This window comes from Desulfomicrobium escambiense DSM 10707 (genome assembly GCF_000428825.1).
In the GTDB taxonomy this organism is placed as follows: Bacteria; Desulfobacterota; Desulfovibrionia; order Desulfovibrionales; family Desulfomicrobiaceae; genus Desulfomicrobium; species Desulfomicrobium escambiense.
The window spans coordinates 141,838-160,044 of the sequence record NZ_AUAR01000002.1; the positions used below are offsets into that span (position 1 = coordinate 141,838).

The window sequence follows — 18,207 nt, forward strand, 5'->3', positions numbered from 1 at the left end:
GCTACCTGGAGGTAGGAGGTTTGCGCCGGGTGTGGAAGACACGAAGGATGTGCACTTCATCCGCCAGGACTCTGTATGGGATGAGCAAGTCATACCTTTCAATAACCAGCTCCCGTGTGCCGGGTACTCTCCCCGGCCGTCCCAGACTGGGGAAATCCGTCAAAGTCGCCACCTTGGTCACGACGCAATCAAACATGTTCGCAGCCGAATCCGGATCATCCGCCGCGATGTATTCCGCCTCGGCATTCAAATTCGCCAGGGCTTTGCGCAGCCATCTAACGCGCATTGCCGCCCCATTTATCGTGCATCGCCTCGATCTCCTGATCGCTCGCAAAATCGCCGGCATCCGCTTCTCCCAGCGCCTGAGAAATCTCGTTCACCTGCCACGACTCCCGCTCGAGAAATTCCATGATGGCCTGCCCGGCAAGAAATGACTTCGTTCTGCCGGTAGCCTTGGCCAAATCTCCCAAACGATCCATGGCTTCATCAGGTAGCCGCATGGACATGACGCTCATAACTCCTCCTCGGCAGATAAAAATGGCTGAGGATACAATGTATACATCGAACTACGCACAGAAATCAGCTATGACTCTTGCCGTGCAGAGTCAAGGCCGACTCTTACGAAACCAGAATGGCCTTCAAATCCTTCAGCAGCAGAAAAAGGTGATACGGATCGGTCACGCTCGGCTCGAAATCCCAGGAAGCATACCATGCCCGTGCCTGCTCGTCCTTGGCATGCACCAGAATAGCCCTGATCCCCGCTATGTCCGCCGCTTGGAGTGTCCGTAACAAGGCGTCCTTCAGGAGCGCCCGCCCAAGGCCTTTACGCTGAAACTCCGCATCCACCAACAGTCTGGCCAAAATCATGACCGGCACGGGATGCCGCGCCAGCCCTTTGCAAACCCTGCCTGGCGCATCCGCGGGCGACACGCTCCCGACGGCAAGGGAATAGAAGCCGACCACCCGCCCCTGTGCGATGCTGACATACGTCTGGGCGCTGCCGGCCTTCTGACTGAGCAACGCGTACCGCTGCAGGAACTGATTGAGCGCGGGCTGGCCGCAGTCGAATCGGTCAACGTCGTCGCCGGGACGCAGCTTGCGCACGGGTTCGAACATCAGCCGAGCACCCCGGCATCGGCGATGAGGCTGCGAAGCCTGGCCTTGGTCTGCACAGGCCTGTCGAGGGCTTTCTCGAAGGCCGCCCACTGCTCCTCCCCAAGCTCGAAATGGCGCCGCTCGGAAAGAGCCTGGTTTGCGGCGTTGACGCCCGCCTCCAGCAGAAACTCGCTCACGCTCTTATGACTGGCCTGCGCGGCCTCCTGCAGCAACTGCTTCACGGAAATGCTCGCTCGAACATCGATCCTTTCGGTTTTGGACATGGTTGTGGTTGCCATAGTGCCTCCAGAATTTGTCACCCGCATAATGTACCGACAACGTCATGACAACCTATGATTTCAAAAATAAGTCAAATAAGGGGTCAAATCTTCCTTTGACTCAACCAGCCACCGACGCTACCAAACACCCATGGCACGACCACTCAGAATCGAATTCGAAGGCGCATGGCACCATGTCATGAACCGCGGCCGGCAACGGGAAGTCATTTTCCGCGATCCGGAGGACTACAAGGCATTCACCGGCCTGCTCAAGAGCACCTCGGAGATGTTCCGCCTGGGCGTCGCGGCCTATTGCCTGATGCCCAACCATTACCATCTGCTTCTCCAGACTCCGGAGGCCAACCTGGCCCGCGCCATGCGGCATCTCGGCGGGGTGTACACGCAGTGGTTCAACCGGCGGCACGGCCTGGACGGGCAGCTTTTCCGCGGAAGGTACAAGGCCATTTTGGTCGGGGAGGACGAATACCTGCAGGGTTTGGTCCGCTACATCCACCACAATCCGCTCAAGGCAGGGATGGTCAAAACGCTGGAAGAGTACCCCTGGAGCAGCCACCTCGGCTATCTGCGACGAGGAGACGCCTGGAAATGGCTGCACACCGGCCCGCTTCTCGCGCAATTCTCCGACGACCCGGCCAAGGCGCGCGCCGAATACCGCCGCTTCATGGCCCGGGATGACGACGAAAACATCGAAAGGGTCTTTTCGCTCAAGAAACTTCCCACCATTCTCGGCAATTCGGAATTCGTGCAGACCATCAAGGACCACTTCTTCGCCGCCAAACTCAGCCCGGAGGTCCCGCAGTCACGGCAGCTCGCGCCTGTTACGGCAGAAGATATCAGGAAAGCTGTCTGCAACGTCTACGGGGTCGAAGAGGAAACCATGAACTCCTCGTCCCGAGGCATCACCAACGAACCCCGCGACGTGGCCATGTACCTGGCCCGAACCCTCAGAGGCGACAGCCTCAATCGCATTGCCGCAAAGTTCAAAATTGAAAAATACAGCACCGTCGCCAGCGCCATCTCGCGAATCAAGATGAGAATTGTGGCAGACAAGGACCTTGCGGGTAGGGTGGAGAGAAGCAAAAGGGAAATCGGGAAGAGATAAGGGAAGATGTGGTCCCTTCATGTCTGACGCGGTCGCCCTGCCTCACAAAAAACCGAACATCCATAATGGGATCCTACGGCCTGCGCCGATCTCGATGTCGTCCAGAGCCAGCCAGGCGTTTTCAACCCCTTTTATCTGGCCGCCGTCCTTGCCTTTCCCCCCGATTTCGAAGGTCAGGCTACCGTCGACGAGAAAGTCGCCTTTTGCCGCAACCCTGACCGCATGGTCTGGCTGCAGCATGTTCAGGAAGAACGTTTCGCGGACCGCGCCCCTGTCCGCCGTAGCTGCTCCAGAAAGGGCATGATAGAGGTTGGGGTTGTTCAGATAGATTTTCTCGGGCTTCTCCATGGCACGCAACCCCTTGTCGCTCTTGGACACGGTCAGCAGAATGCCCGCCTCCTCCAGAAATCTGAGATAACTTTTCAGAGTCCGCTCATCGCCGATCTCAAGCATTCCCTTCAACGCCTTCATGTCCGGGGTGAACGGCACCATCCCCGACACGATGGCCAGCAGCTTACGCATCTTGCCCACGCTCGCCCCGCCGAGAGTGGGGTGGATGGCGGGCAGGTCCACCTCCAGGGCGGCCTGGACCTGCTGGGTCAGCGTGAGCTGGAACTGTGCCGTGTCCGGATATTCCAGAAAATACGGGTAATACCCGCGCGTCAAATAATCTTGAAATAAAGCCAGCACCTTGCGCCCGCCCCGCTCCAGGGCTGCGACCACCCCTTCCGCCGCCCGCCCGTGGCCGTCTGTCAGGTCCGCAAGGCTCAATTTTTGGAACTCCAGCCCGTGGACCATGCCAAGGTATTCCCTGAACGAAAGCCCCCGCATCCGCAGGACCAGGGCTCTGCGGCTCAGATCATGGCTGCCGCGCACGATCTCCAGAGCCGAACTGCCCGAGGCCATGATTTTAAGGCCGGGAAAGGTGTCGGCCATGCTTTTAAGCTCCATTGCCCAGGCGGGATATTTGTGGATTTCATCGAAGCAGACGAGCTCGCCGCCGTATTTGAAAAATTCATCGGCGATCTCGTACAACGACGACCGCGCAACGAGGAAATGATCGGCCTGAACGTAAAGGATCTTACGCGAGAAAATATCACCACCCGCGTGCGCCAGCAGCCGCTGGACCATGACCGTGGTCTTCCCGACCCCGCGTGAACCGACGATGATGCATAAACGTCCCCCGGACAGAGCGTCCACGAAAAACGAACGCCGGTAGGGGCGCTTGCGGACACGAATCAATGTCTGGCTGAGAGCGAAAAGATCGTCGAGCATGGCGGTCTCCTTTTGTGATAGGATTTAAATCCGACCATACTGGCATTTAATTAGGATCGCAATCCCGATTACATGAGAACAGCTTGCCCAGAATTTTCCAGGCGATGTCCTCCGCTAGTGGCGCCACCAACGAACCCCGCGACGTGGCCATGCATCTGGCCCGCACCCTCAGAGGCGACAGCCTCAATCGCATTGCCGCAAAGTTCAAAATTGAAAAATACAGCACCGTCGCCAGCGCCATCTCGCGAATCAAGATGAGAATTGAGGCAGACAAAGACTTGGCGGACAGGGTGGAGAGGAGCAAAAGGGAGATTGAGAAGAGACAAAGGAAGACTTGACCCCTTTGCCTTCAAATTGAAAAATACAGCACCGTCGCCAGCGCCATCTCACGAATCAAGATAAGAATTGAGGCGGACAAAGACTTGGCGGATAGGGTGGAGAGGAGCAAAAGGGAGATCGAAATGAGACAAAGAAAGATTTGACCCCTTTGTCCCTTGACCCCTTTGTCCCTTTGGCGTGGGATCGAAGATTATCTGGCCGTCGCAAGGCGGTGGGGCTGCTCCGGCGGCCTAGATCCTGCTGGGTGACTGGTGCGGCGAAATACGCCGACATCGCAAAGTTGATATTGCGAGAAAGGTAGAAGACAAAGAATTCCGAGGTATTACCTAGGCGGTTTCACTCGAGGCAAGAAAACCTGATTTTCTGGCCCAGTGGAGCACTTTCTCTTGACCTCGGTCCTTTTGATGGGTGCCTCCATTGCCTTTCGCGTCATTTGAAGACGGTTTTGAGGTGACTTTGTCAGCAGTCTCAGTGGCCTGTGCCTCTCCAATTGGAGAGGCACAGGCCACTGACATTTACGCAAATTAGTTATTAAAAGTACAATTTGCTCCATTGTCGACAATATTTGCCGTCATATCGACACCATAATAACCTGTTGTCACAGTGACATCAGCGGACGTACTGACACTTGCAATGGCCGTAATCGCCGAAGTAGCAGTAACCATTGTCCCGTTAGAAGAAGTATAAACATATCCAGGAAATTTATTTCCAGGGACAGTACTATTGCACAGGCCACCGAATACAGTATTGTTAAGCGAATATTGTGCGGCCACTTCGGACATACAATTCTTCAAATCAGATTCACAAGCTGATTTCGAAGCATTCCTCTTATACTTCACAAACTGCGGAATCGCGATCGCCGCCAGGATGCCGATGATGGCCACGACGATCAGAAGTTCGACCAGGGTGAAACCTTTTTCATTCTTTCTGAACCGGTTCATACAATCCTCCACAAAAATTGGGTTGAGGTATCCATGCTTGTGGTGGGCCTCTATCATCTTCCGTGCCAGGTTGTCATTCCCTTTTTTTTCCGTTGGTTAGTCGAGAGCGGCATTTTTTTGCGGGACTATGCCGACAAAATTTGTCAGTTCGTGGCGAATTTGGGCCAAATCCTGCCAATCCTTGACTTGCGCCCCAGATGACCTAAACCAAATGGGGCTGAAAACGTCGTGTCCGGCTCGCCGGGGTGCATCGACGCAAAGCGAACCAGGTGTTTGCCGACAGATGGCCTGAGCCGAACTCGGGCACACTTCGTTATAGTAAAGTTACCAAATAAGGAGGAGCAATGAACTTCCAGACCATTTCCCGGACCCGGACCGATGTGCAGGCCACCAACCTGTTCCTGCGCGGGGTCTACAATTGGATGAGCCTGGGGCTCGGGCTCACGGCCCTTGTGGCCTACGCCGTGGCCACCACGCCGGCCTTGGCGCAGGCCATCTTCACGAACCCCATCCTGTTCTGGGGACTGATCCTGGCCCAGTTCGGCATGGTCATGGGATTGTCCGGCGCCGTGCACCGCATGTCCGCCGGAATGGCCACGGGCCTGTTCCTGCTTTACAGCGCCCTGAACGGCGCGACACTTTCGGTCATCCTGCTGGTGTACACGGCGGCCTCCATCTTCAAGGCCTTCATCGTCTGCACGGGCATGTTCGCGGCCATGAGCGTCTACGGCGCGACGACCAAGAAGGACCTGACCGGATGGGGCAGCTTCCTGTTCATGGGCCTCATCGGCATCATCATCGCGTCCATCGTCAACATCTTCATGGCCAGCTCGGCCCTGGACTTCGTCATCAGCGGCATCGGCGTCCTCATCTTCACGGGCCTGACCGCCTACGACACCCAGAAGCTCAAAGTCATGGGCGAGTCCGCGCCCATGGACGACGCCCTGGCCATCCGCCGAGGCACCATCCTCGGCGCCCTGACCCTGTACCTGGACTTCATCAACCTGTTCCTCTTCCTGCTCAGGTTCTTCGGGTCCTCCCGCGAATAACACCGGGCGGCGCAAGCCGCCCTTTTCCTTTGTGGCGTACCCATGACCCCAGACCGCATCCTTGGCCTGCAAGAAAAATTCGCGCACATCCTGGGCCCGCTCAGCAAGGCCTACGCCCGGCTCATGCGCCTGCGCGCCCAGTTCTACCTGTCCGGCAAATGGGCCTCCTGGCGGCCGCCGGCGGCCTGCATCAGCGTCGGCAACATCTCCTGGGGCGGCACGGGCAAGACGCCCGTGGTCTCGTGGCTCCTGGACTGGGCCCGCGGCGAGGGCATCGACGCCACGGTCCTGACCCGGGGCTACGGCGGGCGCCCGCCGCACCTGCCCTACGAGGTCCAGCTCCTGAGCCCGCCCCGCGAGGCCGGGGACGAGCCCCTGCTCCTCAAGCGCACCCACCCGCAGGCCCGCATCCTGGTGGACCCCAAGCGCGTGCGGGCCGGAAAGACCGCGGGCCGCAACCGCACGGACCTCTTCATCCTCGATGACGGGTACCAGCACCTGCGCATCCAGCGCGACCTGAACCTCTGCCTGCTCTCGCCGCGCGACCTGGACGAGGAGTGGAACCGCGTCATCCCGGCCGGTTCCTGGCGCGAGGACGTCTCGGCGCTGAAGCGGGCCGACGCCTTCCTGGTCAACACCATGTTCGACAGCGACGACGGCTGCATCGAAACCGTGGCCCGCATCAAGCTGACCCATCTGGGCAAACCCATCTTCTTCTTTCGCGTCACGGCCCGCGGCGTGGCCAACGCCCTGACCGGCGAGGCCATGGACACCCTCGACGGCACGCGCTTCGTCCTGGTCACGGCCATCGCCAACCCGGACAAGGTCTGCCAGACATGCAAGGGCGATCTGGGCGAAAAGCCCGTACGTCACTTGGTCTACCCGGACCATCACCCTTTCAGCGTCTCGGACTGGCAGGCCATCGTCGCCTCGGCCGAGCGCAACGCCTGCACGCACATCGTCTGTACGCCCAAAGACGCGGTCAAGCTGGCCCCCTTCGCCGACGAGCGGCTGTGGACCCCGCAGCTGACCACGACCTTCTCGGCCGCCGGCTCGCAGTCATTCCGCGCCTGGCTCGACGAGCGCGTCCACATTTTACCCCGGAAACCACATGCCCCCGAAGAAACGAGCAACGAATAAATTTTCCCGCAAAGCCCTCCTGGACGCCCTGCGCCAGGCCGGAGCTCCCCTGCGCAGCAAGAACATCTACGGCCTCTTCGACGCCGACGCGTCCCTGAAAAAGGTCATCAAGTCCACCCTGGCCCAGATGGTCGAGAGCGGCGAAATCGCCCAGATGGGCAAGAGCTACGGCCTGCTGGACAGCCTGCCGCGCATGACAGGCACCCTGGACGTGCGCCGCTCGGGCGTGGGCTACCTCATCTCCGACGACCGCCGCCAGAAGGACCTCTTCATCCACCCCAGCAACTTCGGCGGGGCCTGGCCCGGCGACCGGGTCACGGCCGTGGTCGACACGGGCCGCAAGAAGGACGCCCCGGAAGGGCGCATCGTCGAAATCCTGGAGCGCGGGGTCGCGGAACTGATGGTCCGCGTCAGCCGCCGCATTTCCGGCGACAGCTTCTTCTGCCATCCCACGGATGCACGCATGCCCTTCTATACCGTGGTCGACACGAGCGACATTCCGACCCCCGAAAAGGGCGACATCCTGAGCGTGCGACCCGAAGAGGAGCAGGAGAAGGGGCTGTGGCGCTGCACGGCCCTGCGACGCCTCGGCGAGGAGCGCGACCTGGCCACCCAGGAACTGCTGGTCAAGACCAGCTATTCCATCCCCGAGGAATTCCCGACGCCCGTCCTGCGCCAGGCCGAGGCCCTGCCCGCCGAACCGTCGCCCGCGGACTGGGCCGGCCGCACGGACCTGCGCGGGGTGGCCCTGGTGACCATCGACGGCGAGACGGCCAAGGACTTCGATGACGCGGTCTACGTGGAGCGCCAGGAGAACGGCTACCGCCTCGTCGTGGCCATCGCCGACGTGGCCCACTACGTGCCCGAGAACTCGGCCCTGGACGTGGAAGCCCGGGTGCGCGGCAACTCCTACTATTTCCCCCTGTCGGTGGAACCCATGTTCCCGGAAGCCCTGTCCAACGGCCTGTGCAGCCTGCGGCCGCACGTGCCGCGCCTGGCCATGGTCGTGGACACGCCCTACTCCCTGGACGGCGAGCCCGGAAAGCCCAGGCTCTACAACGCCGTGATCGAGAGCCAGGCCCGCCTGACCTACAACCAGGTCCAGGCAGCCCTGGACGGCTCGCCGGACACGAACACCGAACCCCTCATGCCCATGCTGCGCGACGCCGAGGCGCTGGCGCAGCTCTTCCTCAAACGTCGCACGGAGCGCGGCTGCCTGGACTTCGACATCCCCGAGGCCCAGGTGAGGCTGGTGGAGGACATCGTCAGCGTCCACGCCGGTACGCGCCTCTTCAGCCACCGCCTCATCGAGGAGTTCATGATCGCGGCCAACGAACGCGTGGCCGAATACCTCGGGGCGCGCGAACGCGTCTTCCCCTACCGCATCCACCCGCAGCCCGACGAGCGCAAGCTTGAGACCCTGCGCAACCTCCTGGCCCACACCAGTCTGGTGGACCGTCTGCCGAAAGACCTGGACCAGAAAGGCCTGCAGAGCCTGACACACGCCGCCGACGGCACGGACATGGAGTTCCTGGTCAACCGCCTGGTCCTGCGGACCATGATGCAGGCCCAGTACTCGCCGGACAACGGAGGGCACTACGGCCTGGCTTCCGAGGCCTACTGCCACTTCACCTCGCCCATCCGCCGCTACGCGGACCTGCTGGTGCACCGGAGCCTCAAACGCCTGTTGGCCGGCGAGGCGGAAAGCATGGACATGGATGAAGTGCAGGGCATCTGCGAGGGCCTGAACTCACTTGAGCGCAAGGCCATGGAGGCGGAGAGGGAGATTCAGAAACGCGCGTCAATCCTGGCCCTGGAGGACAGGGTCGGCGAAACCATGCGCGGCGTGATTTCGGGCGTGGCGGATTTCGGCTTCTGGGTGGAACTGCTGGACATGCCCGTGGACGGCCTCGTGCGCCTGGCCACCCTGGACGACTACTACGTCTACGACCCCGAGCGTCAGGACCTCCTGGGCCAGCGCACGGGCAAGACCTTCTCCATGGGCCAGACCCTGGACGTGGTGCTTGATGTCGTGAGCCTGGAGCGGGTGGAGATCAATTTCACGCTGGCGTGATCACAAGAAGAGGTGCGGTGATTGGAGAACTTCGTCTCCAGACGGATTTCTCCGTTCTATCAAGGAAGAACTGAGAACACCCGCACCTCCTCCAATGTCATTCCTGCGAAGACTGGAATCCATGTCTTTACCCGCATTTTTGAAGATGGATTCCCGCTTTCGCGGGAATGACGTGGTGATTGAATGATAACTTATCGTTTTGCCAAGAAAATCAAGAAACACGGCATCGGACAACTCGTCATTGTGGCAATATCAGGATATTTACAGAAAATTTTGCGTTGATCCAAAAAAATAGTGCATCTAAGGCAAACGCAACGAAATTCCGCACCACCACCTTGTCATTCCCGCGAAGGCGGGAATCCATGCCTTTCCCTGCATTTTAGAAGATGGATTCCCGCCTTCGCGGGAATGACACAATGGCACATCGACTATTTGCCTCTTTGCCGTCGAGACAAGAAAAATTAAAACATCTCCTTCTGAAAAAACGCCATGGACGCCTCAAAATCCTATTTTGTGTACATCCTAGCAAGCAAGCTAAACGGAACATTGTACACTGGCGTGACATCGAGCCTGAAAGCTCGGATTTGGCAGCACAAAAGCAACGTTGTGGAAGGATTCACCCAGAAGTACCAGGTGCACAAACTCGTTTATTTCGAGATGCACAGCTCTCCAAATGATGCAATCTTACGTGAAAAACAGATCAAAAAATGGAACAGGGATTGGAAGATCCGACTGATCGAGGAAAACAATCCTGCATGGAAGGATTTGTGGGAAGAGATTTCGTCTATGTAAAACTGAATGAAAGGCATAGATTCCCGCCTTCGCGGGAATGACATGGTAGTGACGCCGAAGGGTTGTGCGAAGACTATCTGTTGAATTTCAGCAAGGCCCACCTTCAGACAACGTAATAACCTTGCTTCGGCCTGCCGCTTCATTTGAACGTCATTCCCGCGAAGGCGGGAATCCATCCCATGCACTTCACACGAGAAGACTGAACATTTCGCGCTTCCCCATCACTTGCCGATGCAGAACCCGTCGAAAACGGCGTTCAGCACTTCCTGCGACGTGATCGCGCCCGTAATCTCGCCCAGGAGGGCGCAGGCCGTGTCCAGGTGGACCGAGAGGATGTCGTAGGGCAGACCTGCGGACAGGTCGTACAGGAGGCTGTCCAGTTCGCCCATGGCGGCGACCAGGGCCGTGTGCTGGCGCAGGTTGGGGACCAGGGCACCGGGTTCAGGGGTGCCGGCGCCGGCGACCAGGCGGCGCACGGCGGCCAGGAGGCCGGGCAGGCCCTGGCCGAGTTTGGCCGAGAGGGGGCAGATCGTCCGTTCACGCCAGGGCTGTTCCGCGAACCATGCGGGGTCGCCGGATACGAGATCCATCTTGTTGGCAACGACCAGCAGGTTTTTCACCTCGTCCGCAAGGTCGAGATCCTCGGCGCCTGGACCCAGGTCCGCGTCGATGATCAGCAGCACCAGGTCGGCCCGGGACATGAGCTCCCGGCTGCGCTCGATGCCGAGCATCTCCACGCTGTCCAGGGAGGCGCGCAGGCCCGCCGTGTCCACCAGACGCACGGGCAGGCCGTCAAGCTGTACGGATTCCTCCAGATAATCGCGAGTCGTGCCGGGGATGTCCGTAACGATGGCGCGGCTCACGCCGAGGATGGCGTTCATGAGGCTCGACTTGCCCGCGTTGACCTGCCCGGCCAGGACCACCAGGGCGCCCTCGCGCCAGCATCGGCCGCGGTCGTAGTTGCCGGCCAGTTCGGCCATGGCCGCCCGCGCCTCGGACACGCCGCGCTCCAGTTCCTCAGGGGCCAAGCATTCCACTTCGTCCTCGGGAAAATCAACCGCCACACAGAGCTGCACGCGCAACGCCTCAAGGCTCGCGCGGAGCTCGGCGATGCGCCGCGCCAGGAGCCCTTCGAGCTTGGTCCCGGCCAATCCCACGGCCACGCCCGTGGGCGCGCCCACGAGCTCCATGATGGCCTCGGCCTGGGTCAGGTCCATGCGACCGTTCAGGAAAGCCCGCTTGGAGAACTCCCCCGGCTCGGCCAGCCGCGCTCCGCGCGTCAGGCAGGCCTCAACCACCAGACGCAGGACGGCCGCGCCGCCGTGGCACTGGAACTCGAGCACGTCTTCGCCGGTGAAGGAGCGCGGGCCCGGCATCCAGGCGGTCAGGACCTCGTCGATGAAGTTTCCCGCCGCGTCACGCAACTGGCCGTGGTGCAGGCGGTACGCCCCGAAACCGGAAAAATCCGGACGCGAGGACTGGAAGAGCCCGAGCCCGATGTCCCGGGCCGCGGGGCCGCTCAGGCGGACGATGCCGATGGCGCCCTGTCCGGGCGGGGTGGCGATGGCGACGATGGTATTGGTGTGTGTTGGCATGGCGTAAAAAAAGGGCGGACCGTACAGGCCCGCCCTGGTTGTTAGGATTGACGCGCCTGCGGCGGATCCTGCCGCCTGGGCGGCCGGCCCGCGTGCTTGCCGCGCTTGACCGGCAGGATGAGGACCCGCTTCATGTGCCCTTCCCCCTTGCTGCGCGTCTGCACGCCCCGGTCGTCCTGCAGGGCCATGTGCACCACCCGGCGATGGAAGGAACTGAGCGGTCTGGTGCTCTGCACCCGGCCGGATTTCTTGGCCTTTTCCGACAGGAACTGGGCGATGCTCAGAAGCTGCTCCTCCTGCTTCTGCCGGTAGTCGCCGGCGTCGAGCTGGATGCGCGGGCTCTTGGGCCAGGTCTTGGAAACGATGCGGTTGGCCAGGTACTGCAGGGCGGTGATGGTCTGCCCGTCGCGGCCGATGATGAGCCCGGAGCTTTCCTCGCCTTCGATATGGACCGTGACGGGGCTCGATGCGACGTCGACGGTCAGGGTCACGTTCTCGGCGATGGGCCGCAGGAGGGCGGTCATGATGACGCGGATGTCGGCCTCCAGCCGGGCCTTTTCCTCGTCGGAAAGCAGGACCGCCGGAGTCCCTTCGTCCTCATCCTCAAACTCTTCGACCAGGTCGGGGCCGGCTTCGACCTCAGCCTCGGCAGCTTCAACCGCCTCGTCAGGCCCTGCCGCGACTGGCGCCGCGGGCGGCGAAGCGACCGGTTCTTTCTTCTGCGGCGCGGCCGTTTCCTCCGGCACTGAGGCAAGACGCCGGCGGACGGCCCTGATGGCGGCCTTCTTGGCGCCCAGGCCGAAAATGCCCGAGGACCCGCCGCTGAGGATCTCGATCTCCAGGGCGTCCCGCCCAACGGCGAAGAAACGGCACGCGTCCTCGATGGCCAAGTCCACGGTCTTGGCCCGGAATTCCTTGTATGCGCTCATGCGATTCTCCTTCGCGTCCGGAAGTTCAACAACGCGCCCGTCGCAGGCGCGGCACCGTTTCCGGAACCGCGCCGCACAGGCCCTACTTCGACTTTCTGATCATCAGCCACTGCTGGCCGATGGAAAGCACGTTGTTGACCATCCAGTACACGACCAGGCCGGACGGGAAGTTCAGGAACAGGAAGGTGAAGATCACGGGCATGAACATCATGATCTTGGCCTGCATGGGGTCGCCCATGGGCGGGGACATGCGCTGCTGCAGGAACATGGTGGCGCCCATGATCAGCGGCGTGATGTAGTACGGGTCCTTGGCCGAGAGGTCGGCCAGCCAGACCATGTCCGTAAAGGGCAGGTGTGGGATGAAGGGCGCGTGCCGAAGCTCGATGGCGCCGAGCAGGGCCTGGTACAGGGCGAAGAACACGGGAATCTGCAGCAGCATCGGCAGGCAGCCGCCGGCCGGGTTGACCTTGTAGGTCTTGTAGAGCTGCATGATCTCGGCGTTCATCTTTTCGCGGTCGTCGGCGTACTTCTCGCGGATCTTGGCCATCATGGGCTGCAGCTTCTTCATCTGCTCCATGGACTTGTAGCTCTTGTGCGAGAGGGGCCAAAACAGCGCCTTGATGATGACCGTCAGGATGATGATGGCCACGCCGTAGTTGCCCACATAGCCATGCAGGAAGTGCAGGAACTGGTTGAGGGGCTTGGCGATGATGTCGAAGAAGCCGTAGTTGATGCTGGCCTTCAGGTTCTTGGGCAGCCCGGACAGGCCCTTGTTGGTCTTGGGGCCGAAATAGTAGGACGCCGTGCGCAGCTGGGTGGTGCCCGGATCCAGAAGCATCTGGTCGGCTACGGTCAGACGGTAGACGTCGTCCTCGAGCTTGGCGCGAACGGTCATGTCGGCCGACGTCGGCACCAGAGCAAGCAGGAAGTAGTTGCTCTCGATGCCGCCCCACTGGGCCGGGGCGGAGGATTCAACTCCCAGATGCAGGTCCTTCTGGCTGTCCTCCTGCTTGAGGGAGCCGGCGGCCATGTAGGCGATCTTGGTGTGGTTGTACTTGTCGCTCTCGGCCGTGAGCCGGCCGCTCGAAACGGAAAAGGCGAGATTGCCCTGGATCTGGGCCGGGGAGGTGTTGGTGATCTTGACCTCTTCCTTGATCTCGTAGGTGCCGCCGGTGAAGATCAGGCTGCGCTCGACCTTCACGCCGCCGAGGGTGCCCACCAGCTGGATGGCGCCCGTCTGGCCGTCGGCCAGGTCCATGTCGCCGCCCTGCACCGTCCATTCACCCTGGGCCCAGGTGGGCTGGGAGTTCCAGATCAGCCCCATGGGGGCCTTGGTGACGGACTGGGCGGAAACCAGGTCGATATTCTTGGAGTCCGCTGCGATGGTTTCCTTGTAGTTCTTGAGCACGAAGCTCTCGAGCACGCCGCCGGAGGTGTTGATCACGGCGTGGTACAGGGGAGTGTCCACGTTCAGCTTCTGGCCGCTGACCGGCGAAAACTGCACCTTCGGGGCGGACGACGCCGCGGGCGCGGCCTGGGAACCGGCTTCGGGAGCCTGGGCCGTGGTCTGGCTGGGGGCAGTCACGTTCTGGGTGTCCGTCTCCAGGGGGGTGACGGGCGGGAAGAAGTAATTCCAGCCCAAAAGCACCATCAGGGACAGGGAAACGGCAAGGATGACGCGCTTGTTGCTATCCATCGATTTCAATCTCTCTTTGAGAAGTTAGGGGAGGGAACCGGGTCGTAGCCGCCGGCGCACAGGGGATGACAACGCATGATCCGCATGAAGGCAAGGCCCATCCCCCGGAAAATGCCATGAGTCATGACGGCCTGCCGGGCGTATTCGGAACACGAAGGAGTGAAGCGGCAACACGGGGAATACAGCGGGGATATCAGATACTGATACAGCGAAAGGAAAGATACGAATACTCGTCTCATGCAATCTCCGGTCAGCCTACCCGGCGGTGGCGCGCGACACGATCTTCGCCATCAGGGGGCCGAGCTCCGAGGATACCTGCGCAAGGCTCAGACTGTCCGCGGAGATGCCCCGCTTGGGCACGACGACAATGTCCGCGCGCAGGGAAAAATCGTGCTGATGGAGCCGGAAGAACTCCCGGACCAGACGTTTGATCCGGTTGCGACGCACGGACTTGCCGACTTTTCTGCTCACCGTCAGTCCAAGACGCCAGGTCCCCCCGGCGTCTTCCCGCTCGAGAACAAAGAGGCTGAAGCTCTTTGAGAAAAAACGACGGCCCCGATCATAACAGTTCGTGAACTGGGGCCGTCTCTTCAGGCGGTACGAGGAAGGGGAGGTTAGACGGCTAATCTTTTTCTTCCCTTGGCTCTTCTGCGGCGCAGGACTGCCTGGCCGTTCTTGGTCCGGGAGCGCACCAGGAACCCGTGGCTTCTTTTGCGCTTGGTGGTGCTGGGCTGATATGTTCTCTTGCTCATTTCTGTTCTCCTTCGAAAAAAGTAAACTGGGAAAATAGCCGCAAGAAAGCGGCTCGTCAAGCACTCTCATGCATGTGCACTCTGGACAATTTCCCCCGCTTCACCCAAACTGGGCGGAACAAGGAGGAACCATGTTTTTTCACACCCCGGACTGGGAACTGGCGCTCTTCACCTGGATCAACCAGGACATCCAGAACGGCCTGCTCGATGTGCTCATGCCGCTTCTGTCCAGCTCGGCATTCCTGTGGGCCGCAAGCATCGCCTTGATGGCCGCGGGCATGAAGTTCCGGCGCGTCACCGCGACCATGATCGTGGGTGTGGCTCTGTGCGTCGGCATTTCGGACCAGGTGTGCTACCACATCAAGGAAAGCATCGGCCGGGTGCGCCCCTACCAGAGCCTGCCGGGCACGCGCTATCAGGACTCGGGCGTCTGGAAGACGCTCCCTGCGGACTTCTCGCCGCAAAAGCGCACCGGCTCGTCATTCCCGTCCTCCCACGCCTCCAACGCGGCGGCCGCCGCAACATTCCTCTATGCCGCGCTGCGCAGGAAATCCCTGTGGGCCATCCCCGTGGCCATCGGCTTTTCGCGCATCTACGTCGGCAAGCACTTCCCTACGGACGTCCTGGCCGCGTGGGCCGTGGGCCTGGCCGTGGGCGGCGTGTTCGTGACCCTCTATCCGGCGCTGTGCAGCCGCCTCCGTTCGCGATGGATGAGGAACAAGTTGCGGACGTAGATGATGGAGCCCGTGGACTGCCCGACGATGAAGACGATGTCGCGGCGCAGGATGGCATAGATCAGCAGAAAAAAGCTGCCCAGCAGGCTGAAATACCAGAAGCTGACAGGGATGACGCTGCGCTTCTCCTTTTCGGAGACCACCCACTGCCAGAAAAACCGCAAAAAGAAAAAAGCCTGACCCAGAAATCCGATGGCCAGCAGCCACCACTCGGTCGAAAATTCCATGTTCCGCCCAAGGCGCGAGCGCGCCGCATTCCCGCCCGGGGCGTCATGCGCCGCCGCATCATGACGCCCCGAAATCCGGAATGTTTCGAGGATTATTCGAGATTCGTATCGGAAACAACGTAGCCGATGTGCCGCTTTTGCATCCAGCGCACCGCCAGGAGATCATAGGCCGAAGCCCAGGCCCGGTCCCAGATCCCGTACTTCGAGACGCCCCTGCTTCGCGGACGATGGTTGACGGGCACCTCCGCCACCGTCGCGCCCTCCAGTTTCATGAGCGTCGGCAGGAAGCGGTGCATGCCGGTGAACATGGGAATGGCCCGCACCATCTCCGTGCGCATGACCTTCAGGGAACACCCCGTGTCGCGCACGGTTTCGCGGCTGACCCTGTTGCGCACCCAGTTGGCGAAGCGGGAGGCGTAGCGCTTGACCAGGGTGTCCTGACGCCTGGCCCGCCAGCCGATGACCATGTCCACACCCTGTTCGTAGACCTCGAGCATGGCCGGGATGTCGGCCGGGTCGTTCTGCAGGTCCGCGTCGAGGGTCACTACCACATCGCCGCCGGCGAAGCGGAAACCCGCGGCAAAGGCCGCGGACTGCCCGCAGTTCCTGGCGAATGCGATGTACCGCACACGGGGGTCGGCGCCGGCCAGATCGCGGATGATGGACAGGCTCGCGTCGGAACTGCCGTCGTCGACCAGGACCATTTCCCACGCGCAGGCCAGCCCCGAAAGGCTCCGAGACACCTCCCGGCACAGGTCCCGAAGGTTTTCCTCTTCGTTATATACCGGAATTATCAGTGAAATTTTATTAATTTTGTTTTTCATACAAAAAAAGTGACTATAGCATTTGACAAGCATTGTAAACCTGCCTAAAAGGTTCTTCTCACATGACGCGGGGTGGAGCAGCATGGTAGCTCGTCGGGCTCATAACCCGAAGGCCGTAGGTTCAAATCCTGCCCCCGCTACCAAAAAGATCAAGGGCTTGGATGGAAACATTCAAGCCCTTTCCGTTTTCCCCAACCCGACATATCCGCCGAAATCCGGTCCAACAAGGGCGCCGCTTCCTTGCCCGGCCTGCCCGCAACGATTATTTCCATGAACATGACCAAAGAATCATTCGACGCACTGTCCCTCTTTTCCGGAGGCCTGGACAGCATCCTGGCCACCATGCTCCTGCAGCGCCACGGGCACAGGGTCCTGGGCCTGCACTTCGTCAGCCCCTTTTTCGGCAAGCCCGAGAAAAAGGACTTCTGGGAGAGCGAATACGGCATCCCGGTCGAGATCATCGACGTCGGCCAGGAGTTCGTCGACCTCATGGCCGCCTTCCCGCCCCACGGCTTCGGCAAGGTTTTGAACCCCTGCGTGGACTGCAAGATCCTCATGCTGCGCAGGGCCAAGGAACTCCTGCCGGCATACGGCGCCACGTTCATCATCTCCGGCGAGGTCCTCGGGCAGCGCCCCATGTCCCAGCGCGCCGACACACTGAACATCATCCGCAACGACGCCGACGTGCGCGACGTGCTGCTGCGCCCCTTGAGCGCGGGCGTGCTCCAGCCCACGCCCATGGAGGAGTCGGGCCTGGTCGACCGTTCGAAACTCCCGTCCCTGGTCGGACGGGGACGGAAAGGGCAGTATGACCTGGCCAGGACCCTGGGCGTGACGACCATCCCCACCCAGGCCGGAGGCTGCCGCCTGGGCGAGCGGGAATCGGCCCGCCGCTACTGGCCCATCCTACGCGCCTTCCCCCGGCCCCTGGCCCATTATTTCGACCTGGCCAACGTCGGCCGCCAACTCTGGCGCGACGGCGGCCACTGGCTGGCCATGGGCCGGGAGCACAAGGACAACGAGAAGCTCCTGAAGCTGGTGCGGCCCGAGCATTACGTCTTTGTGCTCAAAAATTTCCCCGGCCCCCACGCCGTGGGCTGCCCCGTCCCTGGTCGGGACTGGCCCGAGGACATTCTGGCCGAGGCCTGCGCCTGCCTGGCCTCCTTCTCGCCCAAGGCCCGCAGGGGCGGAGGCGAGGTGGAGGTGTCCGTCACCCGGTTCGGGCAGGAGCGGGTCATCGCCGTCCGCCCCGACGCCCCGCACGGCTTCTCGGACAACGCGACCTGGCCCGAAACCAGAGCGCAGCAGAAGGAATGGGAAAAAAGCCTGGGACGGTGAACGCCG

The 18,207-nt window shown here is 61.1% G+C and carries 22 protein-coding genes and 1 tRNA gene; 9 read left to right on the plus strand and 14 right to left on the minus strand.

Translation table 11 applies throughout. The features are described 5' to 3' along the window. Position 1 precedes the first annotated feature (1 nt). From G394_RS0102465 to G394_RS0102480, 4 genes are all read right to left on the minus strand, one after another. Entirely contained in the window at positions 2-346 is a 345-nt protein-coding gene (locus tag G394_RS0102465; protein WP_342663396.1) for a type II toxin-antitoxin system RelE/ParE family toxin, read from the minus strand. Beyond that, positions 276-515 (minus strand): CopG family ribbon-helix-helix protein, encoded by a 240-nt coding sequence (locus G394_RS0102470; RefSeq protein WP_028576300.1) that lies wholly within the window; start codon positions 513-515, stop codon positions 276-278. The genes G394_RS0102465 and G394_RS0102470 overlap by 71 nt, the downstream gene beginning before the upstream one ends. A 103-nt stretch (positions 516-618) precedes the next feature. Beyond that, the gene (locus G394_RS0102475; RefSeq protein ID WP_043774516.1) at positions 619-1,116 is read right to left on the minus strand and encodes a GNAT family N-acetyltransferase; all 498 of its coding nucleotides are present in this window, start codon (positions 1,114-1,116) and stop codon (positions 619-621) included. Further along, positions 1,116-1,394, minus strand: coding sequence for a type II toxin-antitoxin system TacA family antitoxin (locus tag G394_RS0102480; protein ID WP_028576302.1), 279 nt, complete (start codon positions 1,392-1,394; stop codon positions 1,116-1,118). The genes G394_RS0102475 and G394_RS0102480 overlap by 1 nt, the downstream gene beginning before the upstream one ends. Positions 1,395-1,524: 130 nt before the next feature. Here G394_RS0102480 and G394_RS0102485 point away from each other — a divergent pair, with 130 nt between their 5' ends. After that, positions 1,525-2,496 (plus strand): helix-turn-helix domain-containing protein, encoded by a 972-nt coding sequence (locus tag G394_RS0102485; RefSeq protein ID WP_028576303.1) that lies wholly within the window; start codon positions 1,525-1,527, stop codon positions 2,494-2,496. 42 nt (positions 2,497-2,538) lie between these two features. On the opposite strand, the gene G394_RS0102490 is transcribed toward G394_RS0102485, so the two are convergent. Further along, positions 2,539-3,771 carry an ATP-binding protein gene (locus G394_RS0102490; protein ID WP_028576304.1) on the minus strand — a complete coding sequence of 411 codons (1,233 nt, stop codon included), beginning with the start codon at positions 3,769-3,771 and terminating at the stop codon, positions 2,539-2,541. 83 nt (positions 3,772-3,854) lie between these two features. Here G394_RS0102490 and G394_RS0102495 point away from each other — a divergent pair, with 83 nt between their 5' ends. Then, positions 3,855-4,109 carry a helix-turn-helix domain-containing protein gene (locus G394_RS0102495; protein WP_028576305.1) on the plus strand — a complete coding sequence of 85 codons (255 nt, stop codon included), beginning with the start codon at positions 3,855-3,857 and terminating at the stop codon, positions 4,107-4,109. A 525-nt stretch (positions 4,110-4,634) separates the two neighbouring features. Here G394_RS0102495 and G394_RS21715 read toward each other — a convergent pair. Beyond that, entirely contained in the window at positions 4,635-5,051 is a 417-nt protein-coding gene (locus tag G394_RS21715) for a type II secretion system protein (protein WP_084435261.1), read from the minus strand. A gap of 344 nt (positions 5,052-5,395) precedes the next feature. On the opposite strand from G394_RS21715, the gene G394_RS0102505 reads away from it, so the two are divergent. From G394_RS0102505 to G394_RS21805, 4 genes are all read left to right on the plus strand, one after another. Further along, the gene (locus G394_RS0102505) at positions 5,396-6,100 is read left to right on the plus strand and encodes a Bax inhibitor-1/YccA family protein (RefSeq protein ID WP_043774518.1); all 705 of its coding nucleotides are present in this window, start codon (positions 5,396-5,398) and stop codon (positions 6,098-6,100) included. A gap of 42 nt (positions 6,101-6,142) precedes the next feature. Further along, positions 6,143-7,240 (plus strand): tetraacyldisaccharide 4'-kinase, encoded by a 1,098-nt coding sequence (gene lpxK, locus G394_RS0102510; protein WP_043774520.1) that lies wholly within the window; start codon positions 6,143-6,145, stop codon positions 7,238-7,240. Then, positions 7,212-9,314, plus strand: coding sequence for a ribonuclease R (gene rnr / locus G394_RS17645; protein WP_043774522.1), 2,103 nt, complete (start codon positions 7,212-7,214; stop codon positions 9,312-9,314). The genes lpxK and rnr overlap by 29 nt, the downstream gene beginning before the upstream one ends. A gap of 489 nt (positions 9,315-9,803) precedes the next feature. Continuing rightward, positions 9,804-10,106, plus strand: coding sequence for a GIY-YIG nuclease family protein (locus G394_RS21805; protein ID WP_028576309.1), 303 nt, complete (start codon positions 9,804-9,806; stop codon positions 10,104-10,106). Between the two features lie 221 nt (positions 10,107-10,327). On the opposite strand, the gene mnmE is transcribed toward G394_RS21805, so the two are convergent. From mnmE to rpmH, 6 genes are all read right to left on the minus strand, one after another. Next, positions 10,328-11,701, minus strand: coding sequence for a tRNA uridine-5-carboxymethylaminomethyl(34) synthesis GTPase MnmE (mnmE, locus tag G394_RS0102525; protein WP_028576310.1), 1,374 nt, complete (start codon positions 11,699-11,701; stop codon positions 10,328-10,330). Positions 11,702-11,742: 41 nt separating this feature from the next. Continuing rightward, entirely contained in the window at positions 11,743-12,630 is an 888-nt protein-coding gene (locus G394_RS17650) for a Jag family protein (RefSeq protein WP_043774526.1), read from the minus strand. Positions 12,631-12,712: 82 nt separating this feature from the next. After that, positions 12,713-14,326, minus strand: coding sequence for a membrane protein insertase YidC (yidC, locus tag G394_RS0102535; protein ID WP_028576311.1), 1,614 nt, complete (start codon positions 14,324-14,326; stop codon positions 12,713-12,715). Positions 14,327-14,331: 5 nt separating this feature from the next. Next, a complete protein-coding gene (gene yidD / locus G394_RS20540) occupies positions 14,332-14,565 on the minus strand; it encodes a membrane protein insertion efficiency factor YidD (RefSeq protein ID WP_084435233.1) in 234 nt (77 codons plus the stop codon). A gap of 16 nt (positions 14,566-14,581) precedes the next feature. Then, positions 14,582-14,953, minus strand: a complete 372-nt coding sequence (rnpA, locus tag G394_RS0102540; RefSeq protein WP_028576312.1) for a ribonuclease P protein component — start codon at positions 14,951-14,953, stop codon at positions 14,582-14,584. Next, positions 14,941-15,078 carry a 50S ribosomal protein L34 gene (gene rpmH, locus G394_RS20545; protein ID WP_015775318.1) on the minus strand — a complete coding sequence of 46 codons (138 nt, stop codon included), beginning with the start codon at positions 15,076-15,078 and terminating at the stop codon, positions 14,941-14,943. The genes rnpA and rpmH overlap by 13 nt, the downstream gene beginning before the upstream one ends. Before the next feature lie 131 nt (positions 15,079-15,209). Here rpmH and G394_RS17655 point away from each other — a divergent pair, with 131 nt between their 5' ends. Further along, complete coding sequence (locus tag G394_RS17655) at positions 15,210-15,812, plus strand: phosphatase PAP2 family protein (RefSeq protein ID WP_051306896.1); 603 nt, start codon at positions 15,210-15,212, stop codon at positions 15,810-15,812. On the opposite strand, the gene G394_RS0102550 is transcribed toward G394_RS17655, so the two are convergent. Both G394_RS0102550 and G394_RS0102555 read right to left on the minus strand, forming a co-directional pair. Further along, on the minus strand, positions 15,752-16,039 hold the full coding sequence (locus G394_RS0102550) for a lipid-A-disaccharide synthase N-terminal domain-containing protein (protein WP_028576313.1): 288 nt from the start codon (positions 16,037-16,039) through the stop codon (positions 15,752-15,754). The two genes, G394_RS17655 and G394_RS0102550, sit on opposite strands and share 61 nt — an antisense overlap. A 92-nt stretch (positions 16,040-16,131) precedes the next feature. Further along, positions 16,132-16,863: a glycosyltransferase family 2 protein gene (locus G394_RS0102555; protein ID WP_028576314.1), complete on the minus strand. Its 732-nt coding sequence runs from the start codon at positions 16,861-16,863 to the stop codon at positions 16,132-16,134. A gap of 66 nt (positions 16,864-16,929) precedes the next feature. Here G394_RS0102555 and G394_RS0102560 point away from each other — a divergent pair. Together G394_RS0102560 and G394_RS0102565 are read left to right on the plus strand one after the other, a co-directional pair. Next, positions 16,930-17,006 (plus strand) — tRNA-Met (locus tag G394_RS0102560). A 127-nt stretch (positions 17,007-17,133) separates the two neighbouring features. Then, complete coding sequence (locus G394_RS0102565) at positions 17,134-18,201, plus strand: tRNA (5-methylaminomethyl-2-thiouridylate)-methyltransferase (protein WP_051306897.1); 1,068 nt, start codon at positions 17,134-17,136, stop codon at positions 18,199-18,201. The last annotated feature ends 6 nt before the right edge of the window (positions 18,202-18,207 follow it).

What these genes read in the sequence shown, in the direction of transcription:
- G394_RS0102465 (WP_342663396.1), bottom strand. Translation starts at nt 346, where the DNA reads ATGCCGGCGATTTTGCGAGCGATCAGGAGATCGAGGCGATGCACGATA.
- G394_RS0102470 (WP_028576300.1), bottom strand. Translation starts at nt 515, where the DNA reads ATGAGCGTCATGTCCATGCGGCTACCTGATGAAGCCATGGATCGTTTG.
- G394_RS0102475 (WP_043774516.1), bottom strand. Translation starts at nt 1,116, where the DNA reads ATGTTCGAACCCGTGCGCAAGCTGCGTCCCGGCGACGACGTTGACCGA.
- G394_RS0102480 (WP_028576302.1), bottom strand. Translation starts at nt 1,394, where the DNA reads ATGGCAACCACAACCATGTCCAAAACCGAAAGGATCGATGTTCGAGCG.
- G394_RS0102485 (WP_028576303.1), top strand. Translation starts at nt 1,525, where the DNA reads ATGGCACGACCACTCAGAATCGAATTCGAAGGCGCATGGCACCATGTC.
- G394_RS0102490 (WP_028576304.1), bottom strand. Translation starts at nt 3,771, where the DNA reads ATGCTCGACGATCTTTTCGCTCTCAGCCAGACATTGATTCGTGTCCGC.
- G394_RS21715 (WP_084435261.1), bottom strand. Translation starts at nt 5,051, where the DNA reads ATGAACCGGTTCAGAAAGAATGAAAAAGGTTTCACCCTGGTCGAACTT.
- G394_RS0102505 (WP_043774518.1), top strand. Translation starts at nt 5,396, where the DNA reads ATGAACTTCCAGACCATTTCCCGGACCCGGACCGATGTGCAGGCCACC.
- lpxK (WP_043774520.1), top strand. Translation starts at nt 6,143, where the DNA reads ATGACCCCAGACCGCATCCTTGGCCTGCAAGAAAAATTCGCGCACATC.
- rnr (WP_043774522.1), top strand. Translation starts at nt 7,212, where the DNA reads ATGCCCCCGAAGAAACGAGCAACGAATAAATTTTCCCGCAAAGCCCTC.
- G394_RS21805 (WP_028576309.1), top strand. Translation starts at nt 9,804, where the DNA reads ATGGACGCCTCAAAATCCTATTTTGTGTACATCCTAGCAAGCAAGCTA.
- mnmE (WP_028576310.1), bottom strand. Translation starts at nt 11,701, where the DNA reads ATGCCAACACACACCAATACCATCGTCGCCATCGCCACCCCGCCCGGA.
- G394_RS17650 (WP_043774526.1), bottom strand. Translation starts at nt 12,630, where the DNA reads ATGAGCGCATACAAGGAATTCCGGGCCAAGACCGTGGACTTGGCCATC.
- yidC (WP_028576311.1), bottom strand. Translation starts at nt 14,326, where the DNA reads ATGGATAGCAACAAGCGCGTCATCCTTGCCGTTTCCCTGTCCCTGATG.
- yidD (WP_084435233.1), bottom strand. Translation starts at nt 14,565, where the DNA reads ATGAGACGAGTATTCGTATCTTTCCTTTCGCTGTATCAGTATCTGATA.
- rpmH (WP_015775318.1), bottom strand. Translation starts at nt 15,078, where the DNA reads ATGAGCAAGAGAACATATCAGCCCAGCACCACCAAGCGCAAAAGAAGC.
- G394_RS17655 (WP_051306896.1), top strand. Translation starts at nt 15,210, where the DNA reads ATGTTTTTTCACACCCCGGACTGGGAACTGGCGCTCTTCACCTGGATC.
- G394_RS0102550 (WP_028576313.1), bottom strand. Translation starts at nt 16,039, where the DNA reads ATGGAATTTTCGACCGAGTGGTGGCTGCTGGCCATCGGATTTCTGGGT.
- G394_RS0102555 (WP_028576314.1), bottom strand. Translation starts at nt 16,863, where the DNA reads ATGAAAAACAAAATTAATAAAATTTCACTGATAATTCCGGTATATAAC.
- G394_RS0102565 (WP_051306897.1), top strand. Translation starts at nt 17,134, where the DNA reads ATGAACATGACCAAAGAATCATTCGACGCACTGTCCCTCTTTTCCGGA.